This is a genomic window from Methylobacterium variabile, assembly GCF_001043975.1.
In the GTDB taxonomy this organism is placed as follows: domain Bacteria; phylum Pseudomonadota; class Alphaproteobacteria; order Rhizobiales; family Beijerinckiaceae; genus Methylobacterium; species Methylobacterium variabile.
In genome coordinates this window covers 1-22133 of record NZ_LABY01000036.1, presented here as the reverse complement: position 1 = coordinate 22133, position 22133 = coordinate 1, and the positions used below count along the sequence as shown (strand labels likewise).

23 protein-coding genes are annotated in these 22133 nt (G+C 71.5%); 9 read left to right on the top strand and 14 right to left on the bottom strand.

Translation table 11 applies throughout. From position 1 onward, the window contains the following. The first annotated feature begins 300 nt into the window (after positions 1-300). From VQ02_RS06210 to VQ02_RS38060, 4 genes are all read left to right on the top strand, one after another. The gene (locus VQ02_RS06210; RefSeq protein WP_245239643.1) at positions 301-948 is read left to right on the top strand and encodes a TetR/AcrR family transcriptional regulator; all 648 of its coding nucleotides are present in this window, start codon (positions 301-303) and stop codon (positions 946-948) included. Continuing rightward, positions 945-2222: an efflux RND transporter periplasmic adaptor subunit gene (locus VQ02_RS06205; protein WP_048443294.1), complete on the top strand. Its 1278-nt coding sequence runs from the start codon at positions 945-947 to the stop codon at positions 2220-2222. Before VQ02_RS06210 ends, VQ02_RS06205 begins: the two co-directional genes overlap by 4 nt. 9 nt (positions 2223-2231) lie before the next feature. Next, positions 2232-5372 carry an efflux RND transporter permease subunit gene (locus VQ02_RS06200; RefSeq protein ID WP_048443293.1) on the top strand — a complete coding sequence of 1047 codons (3141 nt, stop codon included), beginning with the start codon at positions 2232-2234 and terminating at the stop codon, positions 5370-5372. A 465-nt stretch (positions 5373-5837) separates the two neighbouring features. Beyond that, positions 5838-6008, top strand: coding sequence for a hypothetical protein (locus VQ02_RS38060; protein WP_167350714.1), 171 nt, complete (start codon positions 5838-5840; stop codon positions 6006-6008). Positions 6009-6050: 42 nt separating this feature from the next. Here VQ02_RS38060 and VQ02_RS06195 read toward each other — a convergent pair whose 3' ends face one another. From VQ02_RS06195 to VQ02_RS06170, 7 genes are all read right to left on the bottom strand, one after another. Further along, entirely contained in the window at positions 6051-6557 is a 507-nt protein-coding gene (locus VQ02_RS06195) for an SgcJ/EcaC family oxidoreductase (protein ID WP_048443292.1), read from the bottom strand. 527 nt (positions 6558-7084) lie between these two features. Beyond that, on the bottom strand, positions 7085-7468 hold the full coding sequence (locus tag VQ02_RS06190) for a CsbD family protein (RefSeq protein WP_048443291.1): 384 nt from the start codon (positions 7466-7468) through the stop codon (positions 7085-7087). Between the two features lie 93 nt (positions 7469-7561). After that, positions 7562-7765 carry a CsbD family protein gene (locus tag VQ02_RS06185; protein WP_048443290.1) on the bottom strand — a complete coding sequence of 68 codons (204 nt, stop codon included), beginning with the start codon at positions 7763-7765 and terminating at the stop codon, positions 7562-7564. A 73-nt stretch (positions 7766-7838) separates the two neighbouring features. Then, complete coding sequence (locus VQ02_RS06180) at positions 7839-8786, bottom strand: hypothetical protein (protein WP_048443289.1); 948 nt, start codon at positions 8784-8786, stop codon at positions 7839-7841. Between the two features lie 54 nt (positions 8787-8840). Continuing rightward, entirely contained in the window at positions 8841-9209 is a 369-nt protein-coding gene (locus VQ02_RS06175) for a CsbD family protein (RefSeq protein WP_048443288.1), read from the bottom strand. A gap of 66 nt (positions 9210-9275) precedes the next feature. Further along, positions 9276-9434, bottom strand: coding sequence for a CsbD family protein (locus VQ02_RS35405; protein WP_083469083.1), 159 nt, complete (start codon positions 9432-9434; stop codon positions 9276-9278). Positions 9435-9529: 95 nt separating this feature from the next. Further along, positions 9530-10990 (bottom strand): helix-turn-helix transcriptional regulator, encoded by a 1461-nt coding sequence (locus VQ02_RS06170; RefSeq protein WP_048443287.1) that lies wholly within the window; start codon positions 10988-10990, stop codon positions 9530-9532. A gap of 520 nt (positions 10991-11510) precedes the next feature. Between VQ02_RS06170 and VQ02_RS06165 the strand changes: the two genes are divergently transcribed. The 4 genes from VQ02_RS06165 to VQ02_RS06150 all read left to right on the top strand — a co-directional run bounded on the left by VQ02_RS06165 (position 11511) and on the right by VQ02_RS06150 (position 15562). After that, a complete protein-coding gene (locus VQ02_RS06165; RefSeq protein WP_245239642.1) occupies positions 11511-11753 on the top strand; it encodes a hypothetical protein in 243 nt (80 codons plus the stop codon). A 218-nt stretch (positions 11754-11971) separates the two neighbouring features. Continuing rightward, positions 11972-12193: a hypothetical protein gene (locus VQ02_RS06160; protein ID WP_048443286.1), complete on the top strand. Its 222-nt coding sequence runs from the start codon at positions 11972-11974 to the stop codon at positions 12191-12193. A 230-nt stretch (positions 12194-12423) separates the two neighbouring features. Beyond that, positions 12424-13416 (top strand): hypothetical protein, encoded by a 993-nt coding sequence (locus VQ02_RS06155; protein ID WP_053080254.1) that lies wholly within the window; start codon positions 12424-12426, stop codon positions 13414-13416. A gap of 451 nt (positions 13417-13867) precedes the next feature. Further along, on the top strand, positions 13868-15562 hold the full coding sequence (locus VQ02_RS06150) for a methyl-accepting chemotaxis protein (RefSeq protein ID WP_425339880.1): 1695 nt from the start codon (positions 13868-13870) through the stop codon (positions 15560-15562). A gap of 14 nt (positions 15563-15576) precedes the next feature. On the opposite strand, the gene VQ02_RS06145 is transcribed toward VQ02_RS06150, so the two are convergent. Genes VQ02_RS06145 through VQ02_RS06125 form a run of 5 tightly spaced genes read right to left on the bottom strand, consistent with a single transcriptional unit; the run spans position 15577 to position 19455 of the window. After that, positions 15577-16014, bottom strand: a complete 438-nt coding sequence (locus VQ02_RS06145; RefSeq protein WP_048443284.1) for a hypothetical protein — start codon at positions 16012-16014, stop codon at positions 15577-15579. 23 nt (positions 16015-16037) lie between these two features. Then, a complete protein-coding gene (locus VQ02_RS06140) occupies positions 16038-16847 on the bottom strand; it encodes an IclR family transcriptional regulator (RefSeq protein WP_048443283.1) in 810 nt (269 codons plus the stop codon). Between the two features lie 32 nt (positions 16848-16879). Further along, entirely contained in the window at positions 16880-17605 is a 726-nt protein-coding gene (locus VQ02_RS06135) for an SDR family NAD(P)-dependent oxidoreductase (protein WP_048443282.1), read from the bottom strand. Next, entirely contained in the window at positions 17602-18906 is a 1305-nt protein-coding gene (locus tag VQ02_RS06130; RefSeq protein WP_048443281.1) for an MFS transporter, read from the bottom strand. The genes VQ02_RS06135 and VQ02_RS06130 overlap by 4 nt, the downstream gene beginning before the upstream one ends. Before the next feature lie 54 nt (positions 18907-18960). Further along, complete coding sequence (locus VQ02_RS06125; RefSeq protein WP_048443280.1) at positions 18961-19455, bottom strand: 2,4'-dihydroxyacetophenone dioxygenase family protein; 495 nt, start codon at positions 19453-19455, stop codon at positions 18961-18963. A 374-nt stretch (positions 19456-19829) separates the two neighbouring features. Here VQ02_RS06125 and sugE point away from each other — a divergent pair, with 374 nt between their 5' ends. Next, positions 19830-20144: a quaternary ammonium compound efflux SMR transporter SugE gene (gene sugE, locus VQ02_RS06120; RefSeq protein WP_048443279.1), complete on the top strand. Its 315-nt coding sequence runs from the start codon at positions 19830-19832 to the stop codon at positions 20142-20144. Between the two features lie 33 nt (positions 20145-20177). Here sugE and VQ02_RS06115 read toward each other — a convergent pair whose 3' ends face one another. Both VQ02_RS06115 and VQ02_RS06110 read right to left on the bottom strand, forming a co-directional pair. After that, complete coding sequence (locus tag VQ02_RS06115; protein ID WP_048443278.1) at positions 20178-20966, bottom strand: Crp/Fnr family transcriptional regulator; 789 nt, start codon at positions 20964-20966, stop codon at positions 20178-20180. Positions 20967-21651: 685 nt separating this feature from the next. Continuing rightward, positions 21652-22133: sigma-70 family RNA polymerase sigma factor (locus VQ02_RS06110; RefSeq protein WP_048443277.1), on the bottom strand; the 482-nt coding region annotated here is incomplete at its 5' end.

The following is a 22133-nucleotide window of genomic DNA, read 5'->3' as shown; positions in this document are numbered from 1 at the left end:
CGGCGCCGGGCAGAGCGGAACCCGGCGCGCTCGTCTCGCGCCGTCGATAAGTCCAGGGTGAGATCTGCGGCGCGGCCTCCCGATATCGGCGCGCGAGATCGCGCGCTGGACTGCGCGATCGACAATGCGCAGAGCACCAAGGGCAAGCTCTCGGTGCTCCGGCGCGGCGACACCTACTGGGTGTACTGACATCCATTATTCGCGCCCTGGTCATCTTGCGCTTTCGTGTCGCAGGAACCGGTGCTTGCCAGGCCGGCGCGTCACGCCGCTAACTGAACCCGTCAGTTCAGTCAGGCCTTCATGAGCGACGCCGCACGCCACGTCGATCGCCCGCGGGTCGCCCGCCCGCAGGTCGACCGCTCGCATGATCCAGAGCGCCGCCGCCGCATCCTCGAAGCCGGGATGGGGCTGTTCTCGGCCATGCCCTACGCCGCCGTCCATATGGACGCGGTCGCGGCGGCGGCCGGCGTCGCCAAGCCGACGCTCTACCGCTACTTCCCGACCAAGGAAGCCCTGTTCATCGCCGGCCTCGCCTGGACGCTCGCCGACCTGCGCGACGCGGTCGGGGCGATCCGCGAGCGCGACGCGGCCGCGCGCCTGCGGATCGCGGTCGGGCTGGCGCTGGAGCGGATCGGCGCCCTCTCGCCGGCGCTGACCGCGATCGAGGGCCGGGGTGCCGAGTTCGGCGAGCGCAGCCGGCGCGTGCTGCGCGAGGGCTTCGACGGCCTGCGCGGCGCCCTGGCCGACCTCCTGCGCGAGGGCGTCGCCTCCGGCGACCTCGCTGTGCCGGACGTCGACCTCGCCGTGCTGATGATCCTCGGTGGCATCCGCATGGCGGTGCACGGCACCGGCCGGCGCGCACCCGCCTCGGCCGCCGTCGCCGACTTCTTCCTCAACGGCCTCAGCGCCGCCGCCGCGCCGTCACGGCGCACAGGAGCCCCGCGATGATCCGCCTCCTCCTCGTCCTCCTGGCCGCAGCCGCGGCCGGCGCGGGATGGCTCGTGCAGCGCCACGGCGGCGACACCCGCGCCGCCTGGAGCGCAGCCCGGGAGGCGCTGCCCCCTGGCCTCGCCCAGCACCTGCCCGCCGCGTTCGTGCCGCCGGTTGCGCCGCCGGTGCCGCCGCAGAACCCCGCCGCCTCCCGCCCCGTCGTCACGACCGTGGCGGCGGGCGTCACCGACCTCGCGCTCACCCGCTCCGCCGTGGGCTGGGTCGAGCCGATGGCGAGCGTGGTGGTGCGACCGCGGATCGACGGCGTCATCGTCGAGCAGCTCGCCCGCGACGGCCAGGTCGTGAAGGCCGGCGACGTGCTCTACCGCCTCGACGACCGCGAGATCCGGGCCCAGCTCGCCCGCGACGAGGCGGCTCTGGCCCGCGACCAGGCGACCCAGGTCCGCACCCAGAACGACGTCCGCCGCGTCGGCGAGCTCCTGTCCCGCTCCTCCGCCTCGCAGGCGCAGTTCGACGTCGCGACCGCCGAGGCCAAGGTCGCCGCCGCCAACGTCGCGGCGTCCCAGGCCGCGATCGAGGCCGACAAGGTCCGGCTCGACTACACCACCGTGCGGGCGCCGATCTCCGGCCGCCTCGGCACCGTGCGGGTCACCACCGGCAACCTCGTGAAGGGCAACGAATCCGCCGGCACCGGCCTCGTCACCATCACGCAGATGCGGCCGCTGCGCGCCACATTCTCGCTGCCCGAGCGCGAGCTCGACGGGTTGCGAGCGGCGCTGGCCCGGCCCGGCACCGCGCCGGTGCGGGTCTATCCGAGCGGCGGCGAGGCGGTGCTGGCGACGGGCCGGCTGTCCTTCGTCGATTCGAGCGTCGACCAGGCCTCCGGCACCGTCACCGCCTGGGCCCTGTTTCCGAACGAGGACGACCGGCTGTGGCCCGGCCAGTACGTCCGGGTCGAGGTCGATCTCGGCTCGCGGCCCAGCACCGTGACCGTGCCCCAGGCGGCGGTGCAGCCGGGGCAGGAGGGCAGCTTCGTCTGGGTCGTTCGGCCCGACCGCACGGTCGAGCGCCGCGGCGTCGAGGTGCTGGCTTCCCGCGACGGCCGCGCCGCCCTGGCGCAGGGGCTGAAGACCGGCGAGCGCGTGGTGATCGAGGGCCAGTTCCGGGTCCGGCCGGGCCTGCCCGTCAGCGAGCGCCCGCAGGACGCCACCGAGGCGCAAGTCTCCGCTGATCAAGCCGCCGCGCCCGGCGCCCCCACGCGCATCGAGTAGGCGTCACCCATGAACATCTCGGCCCCGTTCATCCGCCGGCCCGTCGCCACGATCCTGCTCTCGATCGCGCTGACGCTCTCGGGGCTGTTCGCCTACCGCTTCCTGCCGGTGGCGGCGTTGCCGACCGTGGACTTCCCGACCATCTCGGTCACGGCGCAGCTTCCCGGCGCCTCGCCCGAATCGATGGCCGCCTCGGTGGCGACGCCGCTGATCAAGGAGTTCTCGACGATCCCTGCGATCGCCACGATCTCGGCGACCAACTACCAGGGCTTCACCTCGATCACCGTCGAGTTCGAGCTGTCGCGCAACATCGACCAGGCCGCCGCCGACGTGCAGGCGGCGATCACCCGCACCCTGCGCCGCCTGCCGGTCGAGCTCACCATCCCGCCGAGCTTCCGCAAGCTCAACCCGGCCGACGCGCCGGTGATCCTGCTCGCCCTGTCGAGCGAGACGACGCCGCTGCCGTCGCTCGACGCCTTCGCCCAGACGGTGATCTCGCCGTCGCTCTCGACCATCACGGGCGTCGGCCAGGTGCTGATCTACGGCAGCCAGAAGTTCGCGGTCCGGGTGCAGCTCGACCCCAACGTGCTCGCCGCCCGCGGCATCGGCGTCGACGAGGTCCAGGCCGGCATCCAGAACGCCAACACCTCGACCCCGGTCGGCGTGGTCGAGGGCAGGGGCCAGAACCTCACCATCCAGACCAATACCCAGCTGATGAACGCCGACGCGTTCCGCGACGTGATCGTGGCGGTGCGCAACGGCCGGCCGGTGCGCCTCGGCGAGGTCGCCCGCGTCATCGACTCGGTCGAGAACAACCGCATCGCCTCGTGGAAGGACGGCACCCGCGCCCTGGTGCTGGCGGTCCAGCGCCAGCCCGACGCCAACACCGTCGACGTGGTCGACCGCGTCCGCGCCATGCTGCCCAAGTTCCAGGAGCAGCTGGGATCGAGCGGCACCATCGACGTCGTCAACGACCGCTCGGTCTCGATCCGCGAGGCGGTGCACGACGTGCAGTTCACGCTCGTGCTCACCATCGGCCTCGTCGTCGCGGTGATCTACCTCTTCCTCGGCCGGCTCGCCGCGACGCTGATCCCGTCGGTCGCGGTGCCGATCTCGATCATCGCCACCTTCGGGGCGATGTACCTGCTCGGCTACTCGATCGACAACATCTCGCTCCTGGGCCTCACGCTCGCGGTCGGCCTCGTCGTCGACGACGCGATCGTGATGCTGGAGAACATCGTCCGGCACGTCGAGGAGGGGATGAAGCCGTTCGAGGCGGCGCTGAAGGGTGCCGGCGAGATCGGCTTCACCATCCTGTCGATCACCATCTCGCTCATCGCGGTGTTCATCCCCGTGCTGCTGATGGGGGGCGTCGTCGGGCGCATCTTCAACGAGTTCGCGATCGTGGTGACGATCGCCATCGTCGCCTCGGCGGTGATCTCGCTGACGCTGACCCCGATGCTCGCCGCCCGCCTGCCGGCGGACGCCGCCGGGCACGGGCAGAAGAAGAACCTGTTCGAGCGCGGCTTCGCGCGCATGCAGGCGGGGTACGAGCGCGGCGTCGACCTCTGCCTGCGCTGGCCCTTCGCGGTGCTGATGGTGTTCTTCGCCTCGGTGGCGCTCACCGCCTGGATGTTCGTCGTCATCCCGAAGGGGTTCTTCCCCTCCGAGGATATCGGCCAGCTCCAGATCGCCACGGAGGCCGGGCAGGACGTGTCGTTCGACGCGATGAGCGCCCTCCAGCACGAGGCCGAGGTCATCCTCGCCCGCCACCCGGCGGTGGCCCACGTGGTGAGCCGGGCGGGCTCGAACGGCTTCTCCGGCACCCTCAACCAGGGCTCGTTCTTCGTCGAGCTGAAGGACCGCGACCAGCGCCCGCCGCTCAGCCGCACCATCGCGGAGCTGCGGCGCGACCTCGCCGCGGTGCCGGGCCTGACCTCGTTCATCACGCCGGTCCAGAACCTGCGCCTCGGCGGGCGCCAGTCGAAGAGCCAGTACCAGTACGTCGTGCAGGGCCTGAACCGGCCCGAGCTCGAGCGCTGGTCCGAGCGGCTGACCGAGGCCCTGGCGCGCGAGCGCGGCACCTTCGCGGGGGTCACCAGCGACCTTCAGAACGCCGCGCTGCAGGCGAAGATCACCGTCGATACCGACAAGGCCCAGGCGCTCGGCATCACCTCCGACCAGATCCGCCAGACCCTCTACACCGGCTTCGGCACCCGCCAGATCTCGACCATCTACGGCACCGCCGACAGCTACCAGGTCATCACCGAGTTCGACCCGCGCCTGAACTGGACCGCCGACCGCCTCGACGAGATCCGCCTGCGCGCGTCCGGCGGCCGGCTGGTGCCGCTCTCGGCCGTCGCCAGCATCACCCGGGTGCCCGGCCCGCTCTCGATCAACCAGCTCGGCCTCCTGCCGGCGGTGACGATCTCGTTCGACCTCGCCCCCGGCGTGGCGCTCGGCCAGGCGGTGAACCGCATCGCCGAGATCAAGGCCGGGCTCGGGGTACCGGGCACCATCACCACGACCTTCGCCGGCACCGCCCAGGTGTTCCAGGACGCGCTCGCCAACCAGGGCCTGCTGCTCGCCGCCGCCGTCATCACCATCTACCTCGTGCTCGGCATCCTGTACGAGAGCTTCATCCACCCCCTCACCATCCTCACCGGCCTGCCGGCGGCGGCGATCGGGGCGCTCGGCGCGCTCCAGCTCTACGGGATGGACCTCTCGGTGATCGCGATCATCGGCGTGCTGATGCTGATCGGCATCGTGAAGAAGAACGCCATCATGATGATCGACGTCGCCCTGGTGCTGCAGCGCGAGCAGGGCTGGACCCCGGCGGCGGCGATCCGCGAGGCCTGCGCCCTGCGCTTCCGCCCGATCATGATGACCACTGCCGCCGCCGTGATGGGCACGCTGCCGATCGCCATCGGGCACGGCGCCAGCGCCGAGCTGCGCCAGCCCCTCGGCGTGGCCGTGGTGGGCGGATTGCTGGTGTCGCAGCTGCTCACCCTGTTCATCACCCCGGTGCTCTACCTCTACATGGACCGCCTCGGCACCGGCGCGACCCGGCTGGTGCTGTCGCTCCGCCGCGGCCGCCTCCCCGCGAGCCGGCCCGAGCCGGATCCCGCCCGACGCTTGCCGGCGGAGTGAGACGACGTCCGCTCGAGCCGTTCCGACGCCGGTCGAGCGGGAAGATCGTGGAGCAAGGGCCGGAGGACGGCGTGGTGGAGCTTCGCTCCACCCGCTTCAGCAACGCCGATCCTCCGCCATGCGGCGGCCTCGCACCGGTCGCTCGAAGCAAGCGATCGAGAAACCCTGCACGCATGACCTAGGCCGCCGTCTCATCCGAATGAGGGATGACGACGGCGCTCTTCGTTCCCTATGGTCTTGCCTGGAATAAAGTGGGCGTGAAAACGTACGCAAATCGGCCCTCTGCTTCATCGGGCCGGTGATTGCTGCTCGACGCCCGCCCGAGACCTGCGAACGATCGTGCGCGGATGAAACGACGGCGTCGGACGAGTCGTGACGTCGCGGGATCGCGCGTGGGGTTGCCCGCTCGGGGCGATGCCTTGTCCAACCCGGCCTTGCGGATCGGCGGGCCGTCAGGAGGCCCACATGCGTGCTCTGACCGCTCTCTGCGCCCTCGCCCTCGCCACCGGCCTCTTCTGCGGCACGATGCTGAGCCACCCGCCGACCAGCGAGGCCCGCCCCGGCATCGGCATCGACACCCGCGAACTCACTCTCCGGTCTCACCTGATGGAGGCGGAGCCCTGCGACGCCAACTGAGCCGGAAGGGGCCGCACGGAGCGGCCCCGGACCTGATGCGGCTCAGTGATCCTTGGCGGCGGCCGTGACCGCGACGACCGGCTCGGGCATCGCCGAGGAATGGTGGTGCGCGATCAGCCACTCGCCGTCCCGCAGCACGTAGACGAAGCTGTAGCGCGCCGGCACCACGACCTGCTCGCCCGGGATCCTCCCGTCCACCAGGAAGGTGTAGGTGCCGACATCCGTCGCCAGGTTGCAGCCGACCTGGATGGTGTGCGTGTTGATGACGCCCTGCGGGTGCTTCTGCAGGAAGTGGACGAAGTAGTCCTGGATCATCGCCCGATCGGTGCGCGGCGTGTTGGACACGGTCGGCAGCAGCACCGCGTCGGGGGCGTAGTTCGCCGCGACCTTCGCCGGGTCGAGCGTCGCCAGCGACGTATTCCAGCGGTCGAACAGCCCCTCGACCTGGTGCTGGCTCACCTCGGCGCACTGCATCGCCTCGGCCCGCGCCGGAGCGCTGCCGAGCAGCACCGATCCGACGGCCAGGGCCGCGAGCATCGTCTTGTTCATGGTTCAGTCTTCCCCTGCCGCAACCGGCATCGGGACAGTACAGAGGTCCGCGCGGGGCGGCGATGAAAATGCGCGCGGTTCCGCTCCCGAAGGAAAATCTTCGGAGCTAGTTCGAACAAGCTAGAACTTGCCGGACTGGATTGAGTCGTCGGGGCGGCGCGACGGCCTCGGCGTTGGGATCTGCTCGGCTTCCCGGAGAACAGGGGATGGATCGGGTCGGCACGGATGCGACGCGTCCCATTCCCGGCAGGAACGCGCGGGCCTCGCCAGTCGGTCGTCACGCGGACGACGACCGACGAGGCTGCGGGCAGTGGCGGCGCCCTTCGACCTTGCGTGACCGACGCAGGTTGCGGCGATCCTCCGGCGCGGACGAAGCGGAACCCCGGCAGGCGCCATGCCCCCCGGCAGAAGGATCAGGAGGTCCGGCCGTGCCGGCCGCGGGAGCCGCGGCGGCTCAGATAGGCGATCAGTCTCGGCAGGACGAGCAGGGTGAAGATCTTGCGCAGCATCGTGTCATCTCCCTCGTGTCAGCGCGAGCGACGGACCAGCCATCCCGCCGCGAAGGCGAGGGCGGCGATCCCGAGCAGGGTGTTGGTGCGGTGGCCGTCGGCGTAGTGCAGGGCTTGGCGGCCATACGATTCGCCGCGGCGGCGCACGGTGCGGGCCGCGTGGCGCCCGTCCTGAACCAGGTCGTCGGCCCGCTTGCGGGCGGCGTGGGCGAGGCGGCGGCCGTCGTCGGCCAGATCCTCCGCCTGGTCGCGGGCGCGTCCGTAGGCGTATTGTGCGCCGCCGGCCACCTGGTTCGCGGCGCCGCGAACCTGCCGGACCGGATCGCCCGCGAGGCTGCCGAGGGCGGTCTGGACGCGGCCCTTCAGGTGACGGGACGCGCCCTGGAACTGGTCGCGGTTCATGCTGTCCTCCTGAGTGTCGGATCGGGGAAGAGCGGCGGGAGGGTCCCGCCGCCGGGTCTCGGCGCGCCTGGCGCGTCGCGGCTCAGTCGCGGCTCACTTGCGGCCGGTGACGGCGTCGGCGACGGGCTTGAGGCCGTCCTTGGCCTCGCCGACCGTGCGCTGGGCCTCGCCCTTCAGCTCCTGGGCCTTGCCCTCGGCGACGAGCGAGTCGTTGCCGGCGACCTTGCCGACGCCCTGCTTGACGTTGCCGACGGCCTCGTTGGCCAGGCCCTTGAGCTTGTCGGTGGTGCTGCTCATCGGAGTCTCTCCTGCTTCGGATCGGTGCGGGTCGGGGCGGCTCCCGCCCGTCTCGGCGGGAGCCGGCGATGCGTCAGACGCGCCGGGCGTCGTAGGTGCCGAGCGGGGTGGTCGGCGTCGGGGCGCCCAGGCGGCCGCCGAAGAAGGCGGCGGCCGCGCCGAGGATCAGCGCGAGGGCGGCGTAGAACGCTCCCTGCGTCGCCGCCGACTTCGCGGCGACGGCCGTGGCCTCTGCCTTCCGCTTGGCGGTGGCGACCGCCTCGTCGTACTGCTTCTGGTAGTCCTGGACCTGCTGGCGGGCCTGCTCGACCGGGATGTTCTGGGCCTTGGCGAGGGCGTCCGCGGCGCGGGCCTCGGCCTGCTGCTTCTGCGAGGCGTCGCCCGTGATCAGGGCGCGCACCGCCGCCACCGCCGCGTCGCGGGCGGCCTGCGGGTCCTGGCCGGCGGCCTGCTGGCGCACCTTGTCCTCGATGCCCTCGAGGGGGTTCGAGATCTTGGACAGGGAGGGCGCCGCGGCCTGGGCGGCGGTCTGCACCGTGCCGCCGACGACGTTGCCGGCGCCGCCGATCGCGCCCGACACCGTGCTCAGCGCGCCGCCGACGAGGCCGCTCGCCGCCGAGGCGAGGAGATAGATGACCACCAGGGTCGTCACCGCCCAGGCGACGAGCCCGTGCAGGGCGGCCGCGCCCGGCAGCGGCTTGCCGGACAAGCGTCCGGCGATGGCGCCGCCGACGACCGAGGCGACGATCCCCGAGATCACGAACCACAGGCCCGCCCCGATCGAGACGGTCGAGGCGGCCGGGTTGTCGGCGGCGTTGGTGCCGACCGAGGCCAGGCCCAGGCTCACGCCGAGGAGGTTCAGGATCACCTGGGTCACCAGGGCGGTGACGGCGCCGGCGAAGATGGCGCCCCAGGAGACCTGGTTGAGCACGACGGCGCGCGTGTCGGCCTGCGCCGCGGCCGCGAGGGGGGAGACGGGGGTCTGGAGGGTCACGTCGTTACTCCGAGGTCGTTCGTGCATCGGTGGGCGGCGGCCCCGGGGCTCGCGGCCGCCGGCCGCGATGCGGGCGTGGTCTCAGTCGCGGTTGGCGCTGACGAGGAGGCCGAGGCCGAAGCCCACGAGGCCGGCGATCACCAGCGAGGCGAGGGGGTACTCGGCGACCTGGTGGCTCACCTGGCGGGTGCCGCGGCGCAGGTAGTGGCTGCCCCGCTCGTAGGCGTCCTCGGCGTGGTCCTGGGCCTCGCCGGCATAGTCCTGGGCCCGGTCGGCGGCGTGGCGGACGGTGTCCTTGGCCTGGCCGTAGGCGTTCTCGGCCGCGCCCTGCGCCTCGCGGAAGCGGCCCTCGGCCGAGTCGCGGTGCGAGCCGGTCAGGTCGCCGACGGCACCCTGCAGCTTGCCGCCGAGTTCCTTGGCGGCACCCGTGATGCGATCCGTATCAACCATCTGGATTCTCCTGTGGTGGTGGGTCGGGACGACGGTCCCGCGCGGGACCGACGGATGGCGTCTGCGTCAGTTCTTGCGAGATCCGCCCCCGTCCGGGGGCCGGTCCTCGCCCTTCCGACGCCGGCCCTCGGCCTCGACCCGGACGTCGCCGGTGAGCTTGCCGATGGCCTCCTTCACCGAGCTCTTGACCTGCTCGGTGGAAGTCGATGGCGCGCGCTTGGTCATGAGCACCTCGCGGTGACTGAGAAGACTCCGACCGGCCTGCAGATGTGCGCCCTCCACGCGCGTTCAATGGTAAGGAAATACTGGTAGGCTAAACTTCAGCTACCAGATGCCTGCAGCGGAAAGCCGTGCTCGCGCCCCCACAGGATGACCTCCGTCCGCCGGTGCACGCCGAGCTTGCGGTAGAGCGCGGCACCGTGGTTGCGCACGGTGTTGCGCGACAGGCCGAGCTTGCGGGCGATGCCGTCGTCGTCGAGCCCGGAGCAGATCAGGTTCAGGATCTGGCGCTCGCGCAGGGTCAGGTCGGGCACCGCGGCGCCCGGGGCCTCGCGTCCGGGCCGGCGCAGGTTGGCCAGCTTCTCGATCAGGCCCCGGCTGAACCACGAGGTGTCCGCCATCACGGTCTCGATGGCGTCGAACAGCTCCCGTTCCGTGTGCTTGCGCTCGGTGATGTCCTGCAGGACCAGCAGCACGAACTCGCCGTCGTTGATGGTGACGCGCTCGGCCGAGACCAGGCAGTCGAGGTCGACCCCGTTCTCGTGCCGCAGGCAGACCTCCAGGCCCAGCACGTAGCCGGTCCGCGCCAGCGCGGCCTCGAAGCGCTGGCGCTGCTCGTCCGAGACCCACAGCCCGATCTCCCCCGGCGAGCGGCCGACGACCTTGTCCTCGCCGAAGCCGAAGACCCGGCCGAAGGACTCGTTGATGCTGGTGACCTGGAAATCCTCGGCCCGCGCCAGCAGGGTCGGCACCGGGGTCAGGCGGAACGCCTTGGCGAAGCGCTCCTCGCTCTGGCGCAGGGCCGTCTCGGCCTTCCGGCGCAGCTCGAGATCCGCGAAGGTGAACAGCATGCAGGGCTCGTCGCCCATCTCGATCGGCTGGCCCGCCACGATGACGAAGCGGCTGCCGCCGTCCGGCAGGTCCAGGCGCGCCTCCATCTGCGGGATCGTGCCGCCCTCGTTCAGCCGCGCGACCGCCAGGTCGCGGTTTCGGGCATTGGCCAGCACGTCGACCTCGTAGACGCTGCGCCCGATCACCGCGTCGCGGGTGTGCCCGGTCATCTCCAGAAAGCCGGCATTCACCTTGACGTGGCGCAGGTCCGACAGCCGCGTGATCACCGCCGGGGCCGGGTTGGCGTTGAAGGTCCGCTCGAAGCGCTCCTCGGCCTCGAACTGGTCGGACACGTCCTTGAGGATCAGCACGAGGCAGCTCGGCTTGCCCTCCCGGTCCGTCGCGACGAGGCTACGGAGCGAATGGACGAAGGCGACGTCCGGCTTGTCGGTGCGCGTCACCTCGACCACGACGTCATGGAAGCGCTCGCCGGCGACGACGCGCTCGATGGGGTAGCTCTCCGGCGCGCGCTTGTTGCGGTAGCGCAGGGCGAAGCGGGCCCGGTAGGCGTCGACCGTCGGGCCGATCTCGTCCAGGCTCTCGGCGCCGTGCATCGCGAGCGCGGCCTCGTTGGCGTAGGCGATGGTCTGGTCGGGCTCGACCAGGATCACGCCCTCGCTGAGGCCGGCGATGATCTGCCGGAGTTCATGCCTGTCGACGCCCGCGGTCACGGCTCGCCCGATCCCTGCTCGTACACGCCGCCCCATGCGGCAGCGGAGCACAAACGGATCGCGCGCGAGCGGGTTCCCTGGCGACAGCTTCTTTCACCGGTAAATTCGTATCATTGACGTAATTGCCGGTGACCAGAAATAAGTCCCGTCACCGCCTGCCGGGCGCGCTGCCCCATGGGACTGCCCGATCCAGGGCGCCGAAAGCACGCCGCCAATCGCAGGAGTACGCTGTCGATATGGATGCTTCCGTGCGTAAAGACGAAGTGACGTGCGAACCGGTCTCAGCGCCGGGTTCCGCCATCATCGTCATGCAGGCCGCGATCTGTCGCCAGCTGCGGGTCGCCGGTCACCGGATCCTCGCCCTCAAGGCCGGCGCGCCCCTCGGACACGTCCTCGCGCGCCTGTCGCGAACCGTCGCGCCGGGCCTGTTCCTCGCCATTGCCGGCTGGGCCACCGACGCCCTTGCGACGAGCCGCTTCGATGGGGCCTGGTCGGTCGTCGCGACTACCGAGACCGGTCGTTGCACCGGTCCCTACCACTTCCGATCGTCATCCGGGGCGGCACCGTGGACGATGCCGGCGGCAACGGGGTCGACGCCTCGGGGCGTGCCGCCGCGGACGGCCGCATCACCGGCACGATCCGCAGCGGCCTCGCCAGCGTCGACGTCACCGGCCGCCTGCGCGGCGCCAGCGGCAGCGGGCGCTGGAGCCTCGCCGGGCTCAGCCCATGCTCTGGGCGCTGGACGGCCCGACGCACCGGCTGACCGCGTACCGGTATCGCGCGGCTCGATCTGGTGCGGGCGCACCATTGCACCAGCGAGCGTGGCCGGTATCACCGCGCAGCCGCGCGTCGTCGGCGGCCGCCGACGATTTTCGGCGCCGGGCGGATTCGCCGGGGGCTGAGGCTCGTCCGGTCCTTGATCGGCGAACTTCCCCGCCCGACAATGGCGCCGACACGCGGGCGGGACGCGACGGGGGGCGGATGCCGGCATACCGACTGCGCGGGGCGATCCGCGCCACGGACGGGGAGATCGGGCCCTCGCTGATCGACGAGATCATCACCGCCGCCGACCGGCAGGAGGCCGTGCGCCTCGTCAACGCCCGCGACCTGTCGCCCGCCGACGAGCAGGTGAACGCCCTGTGGCTGGTGGACGCCGACGGCGCCCTCGTCTGGTCGCTGCGCCGCGCCGACCGCGAGGGCTGAGGCCCGCCCCCTGTCGGATCGGCTGGGTGAAGGGCTGCCGCAGGTGACGAACAGTGTTGCCGCGCTGCGGCCGGAGCCGGATTCCGGGCCGTCCGTGGCCCGACCCCGTTCGAGCCTGTCCTTCGGGGAGCCTGACGGAGCGGACGGGACGTGCGGACCGCAGGCTTTTGCTCTCCGGGCAGCGTTCATCGTACCAGTGCGGGCGTTGCAGCGGACCCCAGGGTGGCTGGATGACCGAACATCGCGATGGGGAGCCGCCGCACGGCGGTGCGAGCGAAGCGGCGGCGTTCGACGCGCTGTCGCGTTCCGTCCAGACACGCTTCGACGCGGTCCTCGCGGCGGGCGGCCGTCTCTTCGAGGTCGACGCGCCCGACCTCGGCCCCGTCTTCCTCGACCACCTGCCGCCTGAGCGCCGGCCGTATCACACCTGCTCCTTCGGCCCGGCGGAGTTTCTGCTGCGGCTGCACGACGAGATTCCGCGCAGGGCCGGCGTCAAGCGGGACGCGATCCTCTGGCGTGCCGTTGCCGCGGCGCCGCCCGGCTTCTGCACGCCGCGCGGGGCGATGATCGGCACGCTGCTGGAGGACATCGCCGCCGGCCTCGACTTCGCGACGGTCAAGGCGCGCTTCGACGCCAAGATGCACCCCCTCCAGTACCAACGCCCGCAGGCGCCGCCGAAGGCGGGCACCATCGCCCAGGCCGAGCGCCTGTTCGCCCAGCTGGGCCTCGAGCCGGCCCTCCGCCGCCGCTCCGCGCGCCTCGACGACATCCCGACGATCTGGCGACCGTGCGGAGCGGCGCCGGAGGTGGTGGCGTCATCGTCACCCCGCGGCAACGGGATCTTCGGGCATCTCAGGACCAAGGCGACGGGCGCCGCCGACGGCTCGCTCGACATGCCGGCGCAGGCGGTCACCTGGGCGAAGTTCGCGCGCGAGGTGCTCCCGGAGGCGCAGCGGATGTGGGTGTTCGCGGCGGGACGGATGACCTTCTGCGGCCTCGTCACCGCCGTCGATCCCGCGGCGCCGCCGCTCCTGCAATGGGATCGGCCCGAGGCGCGCAACCCGGTCTCCTTGTACCTCTACGTCAATGGCTCGCCCCCGGCGAACTGGGGCTTGCCCGAGGGGTCCGCCAACGGACTCCTCGTCGGGCAGGACGGCGATCACCGGATCCGGGTCGAGAGCGCGGTCGGCACGGCGTGCTACCGGATCGACCGCTGGGAGTGAGGCGGCGTAACCGTCGACTAACCCGCGGGCGCTGCCGCGGCCCGGAACGGGCCTCGCCCGCGAGAGGCCCCTTCGCCACCGCCGGACCGAAGCCGCTGATTGGCGACCGCGAGACCATCGTCGTCGTCGCGCCGGTCCTTCCAGTGGCGTGGCCCGGAAGGATGGGCTTCGACGTAACGGAAGGGTATGCGTTGTCTGTCGAGACCGCGCCGCCCGCGACGTTGCTTCGCCGTGCGCCCTGATGCCAAGCCGGGCTATGCATCATTGTACATCGTCCCGTGAAGCCCGGCACTGGTTGGATCGGTGGAACGATGGTTTCCTCGAAGACCGAACGATTACGCTGAGCCCAGCCCGCCGCAGGGTCTCGATGACCCGGCGCAAGAGTGCATTAAGCTCGGATCAACTCTGTCATGGCATGGACGTGCGAGGTTTGCCCCGACGGAGCGGCATCGTGACTCGTTCTCGCCTCGACAACATGCGGATCCTCGCGAAGGCCTCGATCCCCGTCGGCCTGCTGCTGGTCCTGCTGGCCGGGCTGTGCGGCTTCGCCTTGTCGCGCATGAGCCACATCGCCCTGACTTACCAGGACGTGCTCGGCCGTGAGGTCGTCGCGAGCCGGGTGGCCTCCGAAGTCCAGCTCGAGCTGACGCGCTACGCCGCGGTCGTGAACCGCATCGTCTCGGAGAGCTCGATGACCGAGCTCGACAGCCTCGAGAAGGAAACGAAGGCGATCGCCGCCGCGCTGCCGGGCCGGCTCGACCGGCTGAAGGCGCTCATGCCCGCGGCGGCGAAGGGCACCGAGCAGGTCCTGGCCCAGTTCAACTTGGCCTTCGAGGCGACGGACGACCTGATCACCAAGACCTTCGGCAGCCAGCAGGACCAGGCGCTCCGGGTCGGCCGCGAGCGCGTCGACCCCGCGCTGTCGGCGGCCCACCGCGTCCTGACCGAGATCGAGGCCGGCGCCGAGGCGATGATGCGGCAGGCGAGCGAGACGGCGGCGGGAGCCGACGAGAGCGCCCGCCTCACCACGCTGGTCGTCGCCACCGCGGCCTGCGCCGTGGCGCTCGTCCTCGCGTGGCTCATCCTGCAGCGCGGCGTCGCCGGCCCGGTCGTCGCGATGTCCCGCACCATGGAGCGGCTCGCCGCCGGCGACACCGCGGTGACGATCGACGGCACGCTGCGGCGCGACGAGGTCGGCCGGATGGCGCGGGCGGTCCAGGTGTTCAAGGACAACCTGATCCGCAGCCGGACCTTAGAGGAGGAGTCCGCGTTGTCGCGCGCCTCGGTGGAGGAGCAGCGCCGGTCGGGCATGCGCCAGATGGCGGACGCGTTCGAGCAGGCGGTCGGCGGCATCGTCGGCCGGGTCGCGTCCTCCGCCACCGAGCTGCAGACGACCGCCCGGACCATGACGGCGACGGCGACGCAGACCGCCGGCCGGTCGGCGGACGCGACCGCCGCCGCCGAGGCGGCGTCGGGCAATGTCGGCACCGTCGCGGCCGCGGCCGAGGAGCTGGGCGCTTCCGTCCAGGAGATCGGCCGCCAGGTCGACGGCTCGGCCGCGCTCGCCCGCGCCGCCGTGACGGAGGCCGACCGGACCGGGGTCCTCGTGCAGGAGCTGAGCGCGGCGGTCGCCCGCATCGGCGATGTCGTCGGCCTGATCTCGTCGATCGCGGCCCAGACCAACCTGCTCGCGCTCAACGCCACCATCGAGGCGGCCCGGGCCGGGGCGGCGGGCCGCGGCTTCGCGGTCGTCGCCGCGGAGGTCAAGGAACTCGCCGGCCAGACCGCCAAGGCCACCGAGGAGATCACCGCGCAGATCGGGCGCATCCAGGGATCGACGCAGCAGGCGGTCGGGGCGATCGGGGCGATCGGCGGCCGCATCCGCGAGATCTCGGGGGTCGCGACCTCGATCGCCGCGGCGGTGGAGGAGCAGGGCGCCGCCACGCAGGAGATCGTGCGCAACGTCTCCCAGGCCGCCGCCGGCACCGGGGAGGTGTCGGCGAACATCGCCGGTGTCGCCGGGGCGGCGGAGGAGACGGGCGCGGCGGCCTCGCTGGTGCTGGACGCGGCCTCGGAGCTGTCGCGCCAGTCCGAGAACCTCACGGCGGAGGTGCGCCGGTTCCTCGACACCGTGCGGGCGGCCTGAGCCGGGGCCGGAACCTACGCGACCGGACGCTCCGCGGCCGCGCGCGTGGTCATGCCGGTGACGCGGCCATGGAGCACCTGCACCTCGCAGGAGGCGGTGGAGGTGGGCGCACGGAAGCCCTCGGGATCGTGGACCGGCTCGCCGACCGGGATGACCAGGGTCCGGCTGACCCACTCGGCCCAGACCGGACCCTCGGTTCCGTAGACCTCCCGCATGCCGATCTGCCGGTCCCCGCCGGGGAATGCCTCGACCGTGCCGCCGAATCCGACCACGAGCAGGCGGCCGTCCACGATCTGCCAGACGGCGCCGTAGCCGCGCACGTTGCGGTGGTCGGCGCCCGAGAAGAACTGGCCCGGCGGCAGGTCGAACCCGGGCGGGAACGGCGAAGGCGCGGAGGGCAGGGGGCACCTGCGACCGTCGAGGATCACGACGTCCAGGATCTGCGCGGTCATGCGGCGCGTGTCCTCCCGGACGATCAGTCCGCCGGGCGTGCCGCGCCGGCGACCCGCGCCACGCCCTCGGCGCAGGTCTGCATCGCCGCGAGCACCGTCTCGGGCGCCAGGGTCTCGAAGCGGTACTTCGGCAGGCTGACGCTGATGCAGCCGAGCACCCGGCCTCCCGCGCCCCGCAGCACCCGGCCGTAGCAGCAGATGTCGAGCTCGTTCTCCTGCAGGTCGAGGGAATGGCCGCGCCGGCGCGTCTCGGCGATCTCGCGGCGCAGCGTCGCGGGATCGGTGATGCTGTGGGACGTGTGCGCCGGCCGCTGCAGCCGCTCGAGCAGCGGCTCCAGCTCGTGCTCCGGCAGGGTCGCGAGCCAGGCCTTGCCGACGGCGCTGGTGTGCAGCGACACCCGGGTGCCGATGCGCGAGGCCATGCGCACGGTGCGGTGGCTCTCGAGCTTGTCGATGTAGACCATCTCGCCGAAATCCGGCACCGCGAGGTGCACGGTCTCGTCGAGGTCGTCGCGCAAGCGCAGGAGCGGCTCCCGCGCTGCCTGGCGCAGCAGCGAGCCGTCCCAGGACTGGAAGGCCAGGCTGACGAGGCGCGGGCCGAGGCGCAGGCGGCCGCCCTCGTCCTCGGTCAGCAGGCCCTCCGCGACCAGGGCGGCGGCGATGCGGTGCGCCGTCGGCCGCGGCAGCGCGGTCGTCCGGGCGAGACGGGCGACCGTCGCGTCCTCGGGCGCGTCCGCCACGGCCTGGAGCACCCGCATGAACTTGCCGAAGGCGGCGGTGCCCGGAACCTCGGGACGCAGGCTCGGCCCTCCATCGGCGTCGTCGGAGCCCATGCGGGAGCGGTTCCTCTCGGGTCAGTGCGGCGTCAGGTGACGAGGTAGCCGCCGTCGACCGGCAGCACCACCCCGGTCATGAAGGCGGCGGCCGGGCTCGCCAGGAAGGTGACCGCCGCCGCCACGTCCGCCGGCGTGCCCCAGCGGCCGAGCGGCGTGCGCGCGAGGATCGGCTGGGCGCGGGCGGGATCGTCCTGCAGCGCCTGCGTCAGGGGTGTAGCGATCCAGCCCGGCGCCACCGCGTTCACCCGGATGCCGTCCGGCGCGTAGGCGATGGCGAGCGACTTCGTCAGCTGCGCCACCCCGCCCTTGCTGGCGCTGTAGCCCGGCACCAGACCGCCGCCGAAGAAGGACAGCATCGAGGCGGTGTTGACGATCGTGCCGCGGCTCTCCGCCAGCTTGGGCCGCGCGGCGGCGCACACCCGCATCGTGCCGGTGAGGTTCACCGCTATGACCTGCTCGAACACCTCGGGCCGGTGCTCGTCGCCCCGCCGGATGATGCCGGCGCAGTTCACCACGACGTCGAGCCGGGCGCAGGACCCGACGAGGGCCGCGACGGCGTCCCCGTCGGTGACGTCGAGCTCGTGCGCCGTGAGGGCGAGGCCGGCGGGAATCGCGCAGGCCTCCGCGCCGATCCCGGCCGCCAGCACCTGGGCGCCGAGGCGGGCCAGCGCCTCGGCGATGGCGGCGCCGATGCCGGAGGTGCCCCCGGTGACGAGGGCGCTCCGGCCCGCCAGGAGGTCGGGGGTGAAGGTCATGCCGGGCGCTCCGTCAGGATCAGGGTCTCGCTGCCCTCCAGCGGCTTGCGCACGAGGGCGATGTAGGCGACCGCCGCCAGCACCGCGACGGCGGCCGCGGCGAGGAGGGCGTTGACGTAGGAGCCGGTGCCCTGGACGATGTAGCCGGTGATGACCGGGGCGAACGAGCCGGCGAAGTAGCCGCCGAAGTTCTGGATGCTGCCGAGGGAGGCGACCTGGCGCTTGGGCACCGCGACGCTCACCATCATCCAGGCGGCGGCGCTCGCCATGTTGATGAAGAACATCGCCAGGCAGATGTAGACCACCGCCAGGGTCACGCTCGGGGTGTAGGCCGCCGGCACCGTGAAGGCGCCGCCGCCGAGGAGCCCGATGCAGACCGGCCACTTGCGGCTGGCGACGATGCTGGCGCCCCGGGCGAGCAGCCGGTCGGCGGCCTGGCCGGCGCACAGCATGCCGATCGTGCCGAAGACGTAGGGGATCGCCACCACCCAGCCGGTGCGCGCCACGCTCAGGCCCCGCTCATGCTCGAGGTAGGACGGCAGCCAGGTCAGGTAGAGCCAGACCATGTAGATGACGCCCATGAAGCCGAGGATCATGCCCCAGGTGGTGGCGTGGGCGAACAGGCCGCGCCACTCGGCGAAGGTCATGCGCTGGGCCGGCGGCTCCGCCCGGGCGCCCTCGTCGAGATGCGCGGTCTCCTCCGGCGTCAGCGCCACCTCGGCGCGGTTGCGGTAGACGAGGTACCAGCCCACCGCCACGACGATGCCGGCGAGGCCGGTGAGCACGAACATCCAGCGCCAGCCGAACGCCAGCATCATCGCGGTGAGCAGCGGCGGGGCGATGCAGGGCCCGATGCAGGACGAGGCGACGAAGATGCCCGTCGGCGTGCCGCGCTCGCGCAGGGAGAACCACTCGCTCACCGTCTTGGCGCCGGCGGGGAATTGCGGCGCCTCGCCGAGGCCGAGGATCGCGCGCGCCAGCACGAATTGCTGGAAGCTGGTGACGAAGCCGGAGACCAGCTGCGCCAGGGACCAGAAGAACATCCCGGCCCCGAGCATGAGGCGCGACCCGAACCGGTCGAGAAGTGCGCCGACCGGCAGCTGCGAAAAGGCATAGGCGAGGGAGAAGGCCGAGAGCAGCCACCCCATCTCGGCCGGGCCGAGGGCCATCTCGTCTCGGATCGCCGTGTTGGCGATCGAGAGCGCCGAGCGGTCGACGTAGTTGATGATTCCCGCCGCCGTCAGGAAGGCGACGGCAACCCACTGGATGCAGCGCAGGCGCCGCGACTTGCCGGACGACATCGCGCTCCGGTCCTCCCACTCTGTTTTACGCTTGGTGACGCGGTCCGCCTGCGCTCAGCGGATGAACTGATCGACGTAGTCGGCGCCGAGGCCGACCGCCTCGTAATGCGCCCGGCACATGTCGACCTTGGTGAAGACGTCCTCGTAGCCGGTGTGCCGGCCCCACGGGTCGACGTAGTACATGCAGCCGTTGACCTGGAAGTAGGTGATCATCTCCTCGACCCCCTCGTCGACCACGAGGGTGTGGGTCTCGCCCGGCGGCTCGAAGGCGTAGGCGCCCTCGCTGGCGACCCAGTCGTGCTCGAGGTAGCGCCAGCTGCCCTTGAGCACGAAGGCGTGGACGGGGCCGGGATGACGGTGGCGGCTGAGGATGCCGGCCTTGCGGACCTTCAGGAGATTCATCCAGTAGCCGGCGGAGATGTTCAGGCAGAGCGGCCGGAACCAGACGCTGTCGGCCTGCGGCACCCAGATGCGGTCGTCCTCCGGGATCGCCGGCGCCACCACGAGGTCGGGCCTGATCTCCGCCGGCTGCGGAAGCTGGTAGGGCATCCTCCGCAGGGTGGCGGCGTCGAGCCCGGCGGCGGGGTCTCCCGGAGATCCCTTGTCCGGTATGGCAGCGCCCATCGTCTCCTCCGTAATTTTCCATATTGTGGACATTATGTCCGTGATATGGATGATCCGAGAGGAGGACGCGGCTGTCAAACCGCACTCGCCGCATGGCTGCGTTGCAGACGGCCGCGCGACTCGGCCGTGTCCGGCGCGTGGGGAGCGGACCTCAGTCGATACGGTGACGGTTGCGGGCGGCCGAACGGGCCCCATCTGAAGCGGGCCGGGACGGCCCGGCTGCCCGGCGGACCGGTCGCGGAGCCGGGGGCGGTGCCACCATCCGCAGGGACGGCCCTGCTCATGACAGGGACGTTGCCGTGGCCTGGATCCTTCTCCTCGTCGCCGGCCTGCTCGAGGTCGGCTGGGCGATCGGCCTCAAGTACACCGACGGCTTCACCCGCCTCGTGCCGTCGCTGGTCACCGGCCTCAGCATGGTGGCGAGTTTGGCGCTGCTCGGGCTCGCCCTGCGAACGTTGCCGGTCGGCACTGCCTACGCGATCTGGACCGGCATCGGCACCGTGGGCACGGCGCTCCTCGGCATCGCGCTGTTCGGAGAGCCCGCGACGGCGGCGCGGCTCGGCTGCATCGGCCTCATCGTGCTCGGCATCCTCGGGCTCAAGCTCGTCGCCTGAGCGCACCCCCGACGGGAGTGTCCGGACACCGCGTTACTCGTGACGCTGCGTCGGGTCGACCGCCACGATGGCGCCGTTCTCGGCGTAGACCGCTCCGAGCACGGTGCGGAAATGGTGCCGGACCTTGCCGTAGCACTCGCAGGCGGAGTGCTCGGCACGGGCCCGGTCGAGGATCGTGATCTGGCCGCGGCGCACCGCGATCAGGCCGCGGCGCTGCAGTGACCCGAGCACGCCGGTGAGGTAGGTGCGGCGCACGCCGAGCATCTCGGCCAGCATCTCCTGCGTCACCGGCAGGACCGGCGTGCCGAGCCGGTCCATGAAGGTCAGGAGCCAGCGCAGGCAGCGCTCCTCGATCGGATGGACCGCGTTGCAGGCCACCGATTGCAGCACCTGGGCGAGCAGGCAGTCGGCGTAGCGCACGAACAGGTCGCGCAGGGTGGGCGAGGCCATCTTGGCCCGTGTCAGTCGCTCGGCGTCGAGGCGCAGCACGGCGCCGGAGACCTGCACCACCGCCTCGCTGAAGGCCGGCAGGTAGCCGTGGCTGACGACGCCGCCGACGGCGCCCTCGTGCCCCACCGTCGCGGTCTCGACCATGCGCCCGTCGCGCATCCGCGAGACCAGGGTCACGGTGGTCTGGTTCAGCGGGAAGGTGACGTGGGAGACGTCCTCGCCGGCGCGGAACAGCACGGCGCCGCGGGTGCGCTGCGCCCGCTCGAGATACGGAGCCAGCAGGGCGCGGTCGCTCACGGCAATGGCCTCGAGCAGGAGGTTGCCCTCGAAAAGGGTGGCCTCGGGGGTCCGCGGCTCGTCCGGCGCATTCAAGGTCGTCGTCTCCGGAAATCTGGGGCTCGCCTCACGGGTCCGGCTGGAGGTCGACGACCGCGGCACGTGCGCATCCTCGCCACCGGAGCAAGCTTGGGTTTGGTCTAACGATAGGTCAATCCCATGTCTGTCCTGTTTCGAACATTGCGAGAATGAATCTGAGGCATTTCTTCCGGACCAGGCGGCGACGCCGAAGTGGGTTTCATACTATCCCCCTCTATAACAAATTTCATTTTACCCTAAGTCTTATGATATCTATCGAAGTGAATTTTTGTGGTGATATCGACTTTAGACGTATTTTTTCTTGTGTCGCCGGGACCATGATTCACAGTTGCCTCGGCCTCAGAGGGTGATCGGGGGTCAACGACCGACCGTCATCTTGTCCGAAAATCATGCGCACGATTACATCGGGCGCCAACAATTTAGCTGTTTCTTACACGGCAGCGGACCGCACTGCATCCGACCCCGGCGCGTCGAGGACCGTCCGAAGGGTCGATTCCAGCGAGGCGGGACGGCCGCTCCCCGCCGTTTCGCGGGCGCGATCCACGAGGGACCGGACCGCAATGGGCCGACGCGTCCCGTCCGAATCTACAGGCGCGACTTGAAAGCCGAAACCGTCACGGCCACCGGATGTTCCGGACCGGGGTGGCGCGGGTTCCCGTCCCGGCTCGCACCGGTCCGGGGCTCAGCCGTCGAGCGCCATCGCGCCGGAATGCCCCATCACGGAGCGGGTGAGCCGGTCGGCCCCGAGCTCGCCGCCGCTGTAGCCGAGGAGCTCCGCCAGCTTGTCGCGGGCCCGGCAGACCCGGCTCTTCACCGTCCCGACCTTGCACTGCATCAGCGCGGCGGCGTCCTCGTAGGAGAGGTCGCCGACGGCGACGAGCATCAGCGCCTCGCGCTGCTCGGCCACCAGCTTGTTGAGGGCGGCCTGAAGGTCCTGCACGTCGAGGCGGTCGCCCTGGTTGGGGGCGGAGGTCAGGCGGGCCGAGTAGACGCCCTCGCTGTCCTCGACCTCCCGGGAGCGCTTGCGATGCTCCGAATAGAAGGCGTTGCGCATGATCGTGAACAGCCAGGCGCTGAGGTTGGTGCCGGACTCGAACCGGTCGCGGTTCTGCCAGGCCTTCAGCATCGTGTCCTGCACCAGGTCGTCGGCCCGGACCGGGTTGC

Excerpts from the sequence above, each read along its gene's own strand:
- VQ02_RS06210 (WP_245239643.1), top strand. The coding sequence starts at position 301 with ATGAGCGACGCCGCACGCCACGTCGATCGCCCGCGGGTCGCCCGCCCG.
- VQ02_RS06205 (WP_048443294.1), top strand. The coding sequence starts at position 945 with ATGATCCGCCTCCTCCTCGTCCTCCTGGCCGCAGCCGCGGCCGGCGCG.
- VQ02_RS06200 (WP_048443293.1), top strand. The coding sequence starts at position 2,232 with ATGAACATCTCGGCCCCGTTCATCCGCCGGCCCGTCGCCACGATCCTG.
- VQ02_RS38060 (WP_167350714.1), top strand. The coding sequence starts at position 5,838 with ATGCGTGCTCTGACCGCTCTCTGCGCCCTCGCCCTCGCCACCGGCCTC.
- VQ02_RS06195 (WP_048443292.1), bottom strand. The coding sequence starts at position 6,557 with ATGAACAAGACGATGCTCGCGGCCCTGGCCGTCGGATCGGTGCTGCTC.
- VQ02_RS06190 (WP_048443291.1), bottom strand. The coding sequence starts at position 7,468 with ATGAACCGCGACCAGTTCCAGGGCGCGTCCCGTCACCTGAAGGGCCGC.
- VQ02_RS06185 (WP_048443290.1), bottom strand. The coding sequence starts at position 7,765 with ATGAGCAGCACCACCGACAAGCTCAAGGGCCTGGCCAACGAGGCCGTC.
- VQ02_RS06180 (WP_048443289.1), bottom strand. The coding sequence starts at position 8,786 with ATGCACGAACGACCTCGGAGTAACGACGTGACCCTCCAGACCCCCGTC.
- VQ02_RS06175 (WP_048443288.1), bottom strand. The coding sequence starts at position 9,209 with ATGGTTGATACGGATCGCATCACGGGTGCCGCCAAGGAACTCGGCGGC.
- VQ02_RS35405 (WP_083469083.1), bottom strand. The coding sequence starts at position 9,434 with ATGACCAAGCGCGCGCCATCGACTTCCACCGAGCAGGTCAAGAGCTCG.
- VQ02_RS06160 (WP_048443286.1), top strand. The coding sequence starts at position 11,972 with ATGCCGGCATACCGACTGCGCGGGGCGATCCGCGCCACGGACGGGGAG.
- VQ02_RS06155 (WP_053080254.1), top strand. The coding sequence starts at position 12,424 with ATGACCGAACATCGCGATGGGGAGCCGCCGCACGGCGGTGCGAGCGAA.
- VQ02_RS06145 (WP_048443284.1), bottom strand. The coding sequence starts at position 16,014 with ATGACCGCGCAGATCCTGGACGTCGTGATCCTCGACGGTCGCAGGTGC.
- VQ02_RS06140 (WP_048443283.1), bottom strand. The coding sequence starts at position 16,847 with ATGGGCTCCGACGACGCCGATGGAGGGCCGAGCCTGCGTCCCGAGGTT.
- VQ02_RS06135 (WP_048443282.1), bottom strand. The coding sequence starts at position 17,605 with ATGACCTTCACCCCCGACCTCCTGGCGGGCCGGAGCGCCCTCGTCACC.
- VQ02_RS06130 (WP_048443281.1), bottom strand. The coding sequence starts at position 18,906 with ATGTCGTCCGGCAAGTCGCGGCGCCTGCGCTGCATCCAGTGGGTTGCC.
- VQ02_RS06125 (WP_048443280.1), bottom strand. The coding sequence starts at position 19,455 with ATGCCCTACCAGCTTCCGCAGCCGGCGGAGATCAGGCCCGACCTCGTG.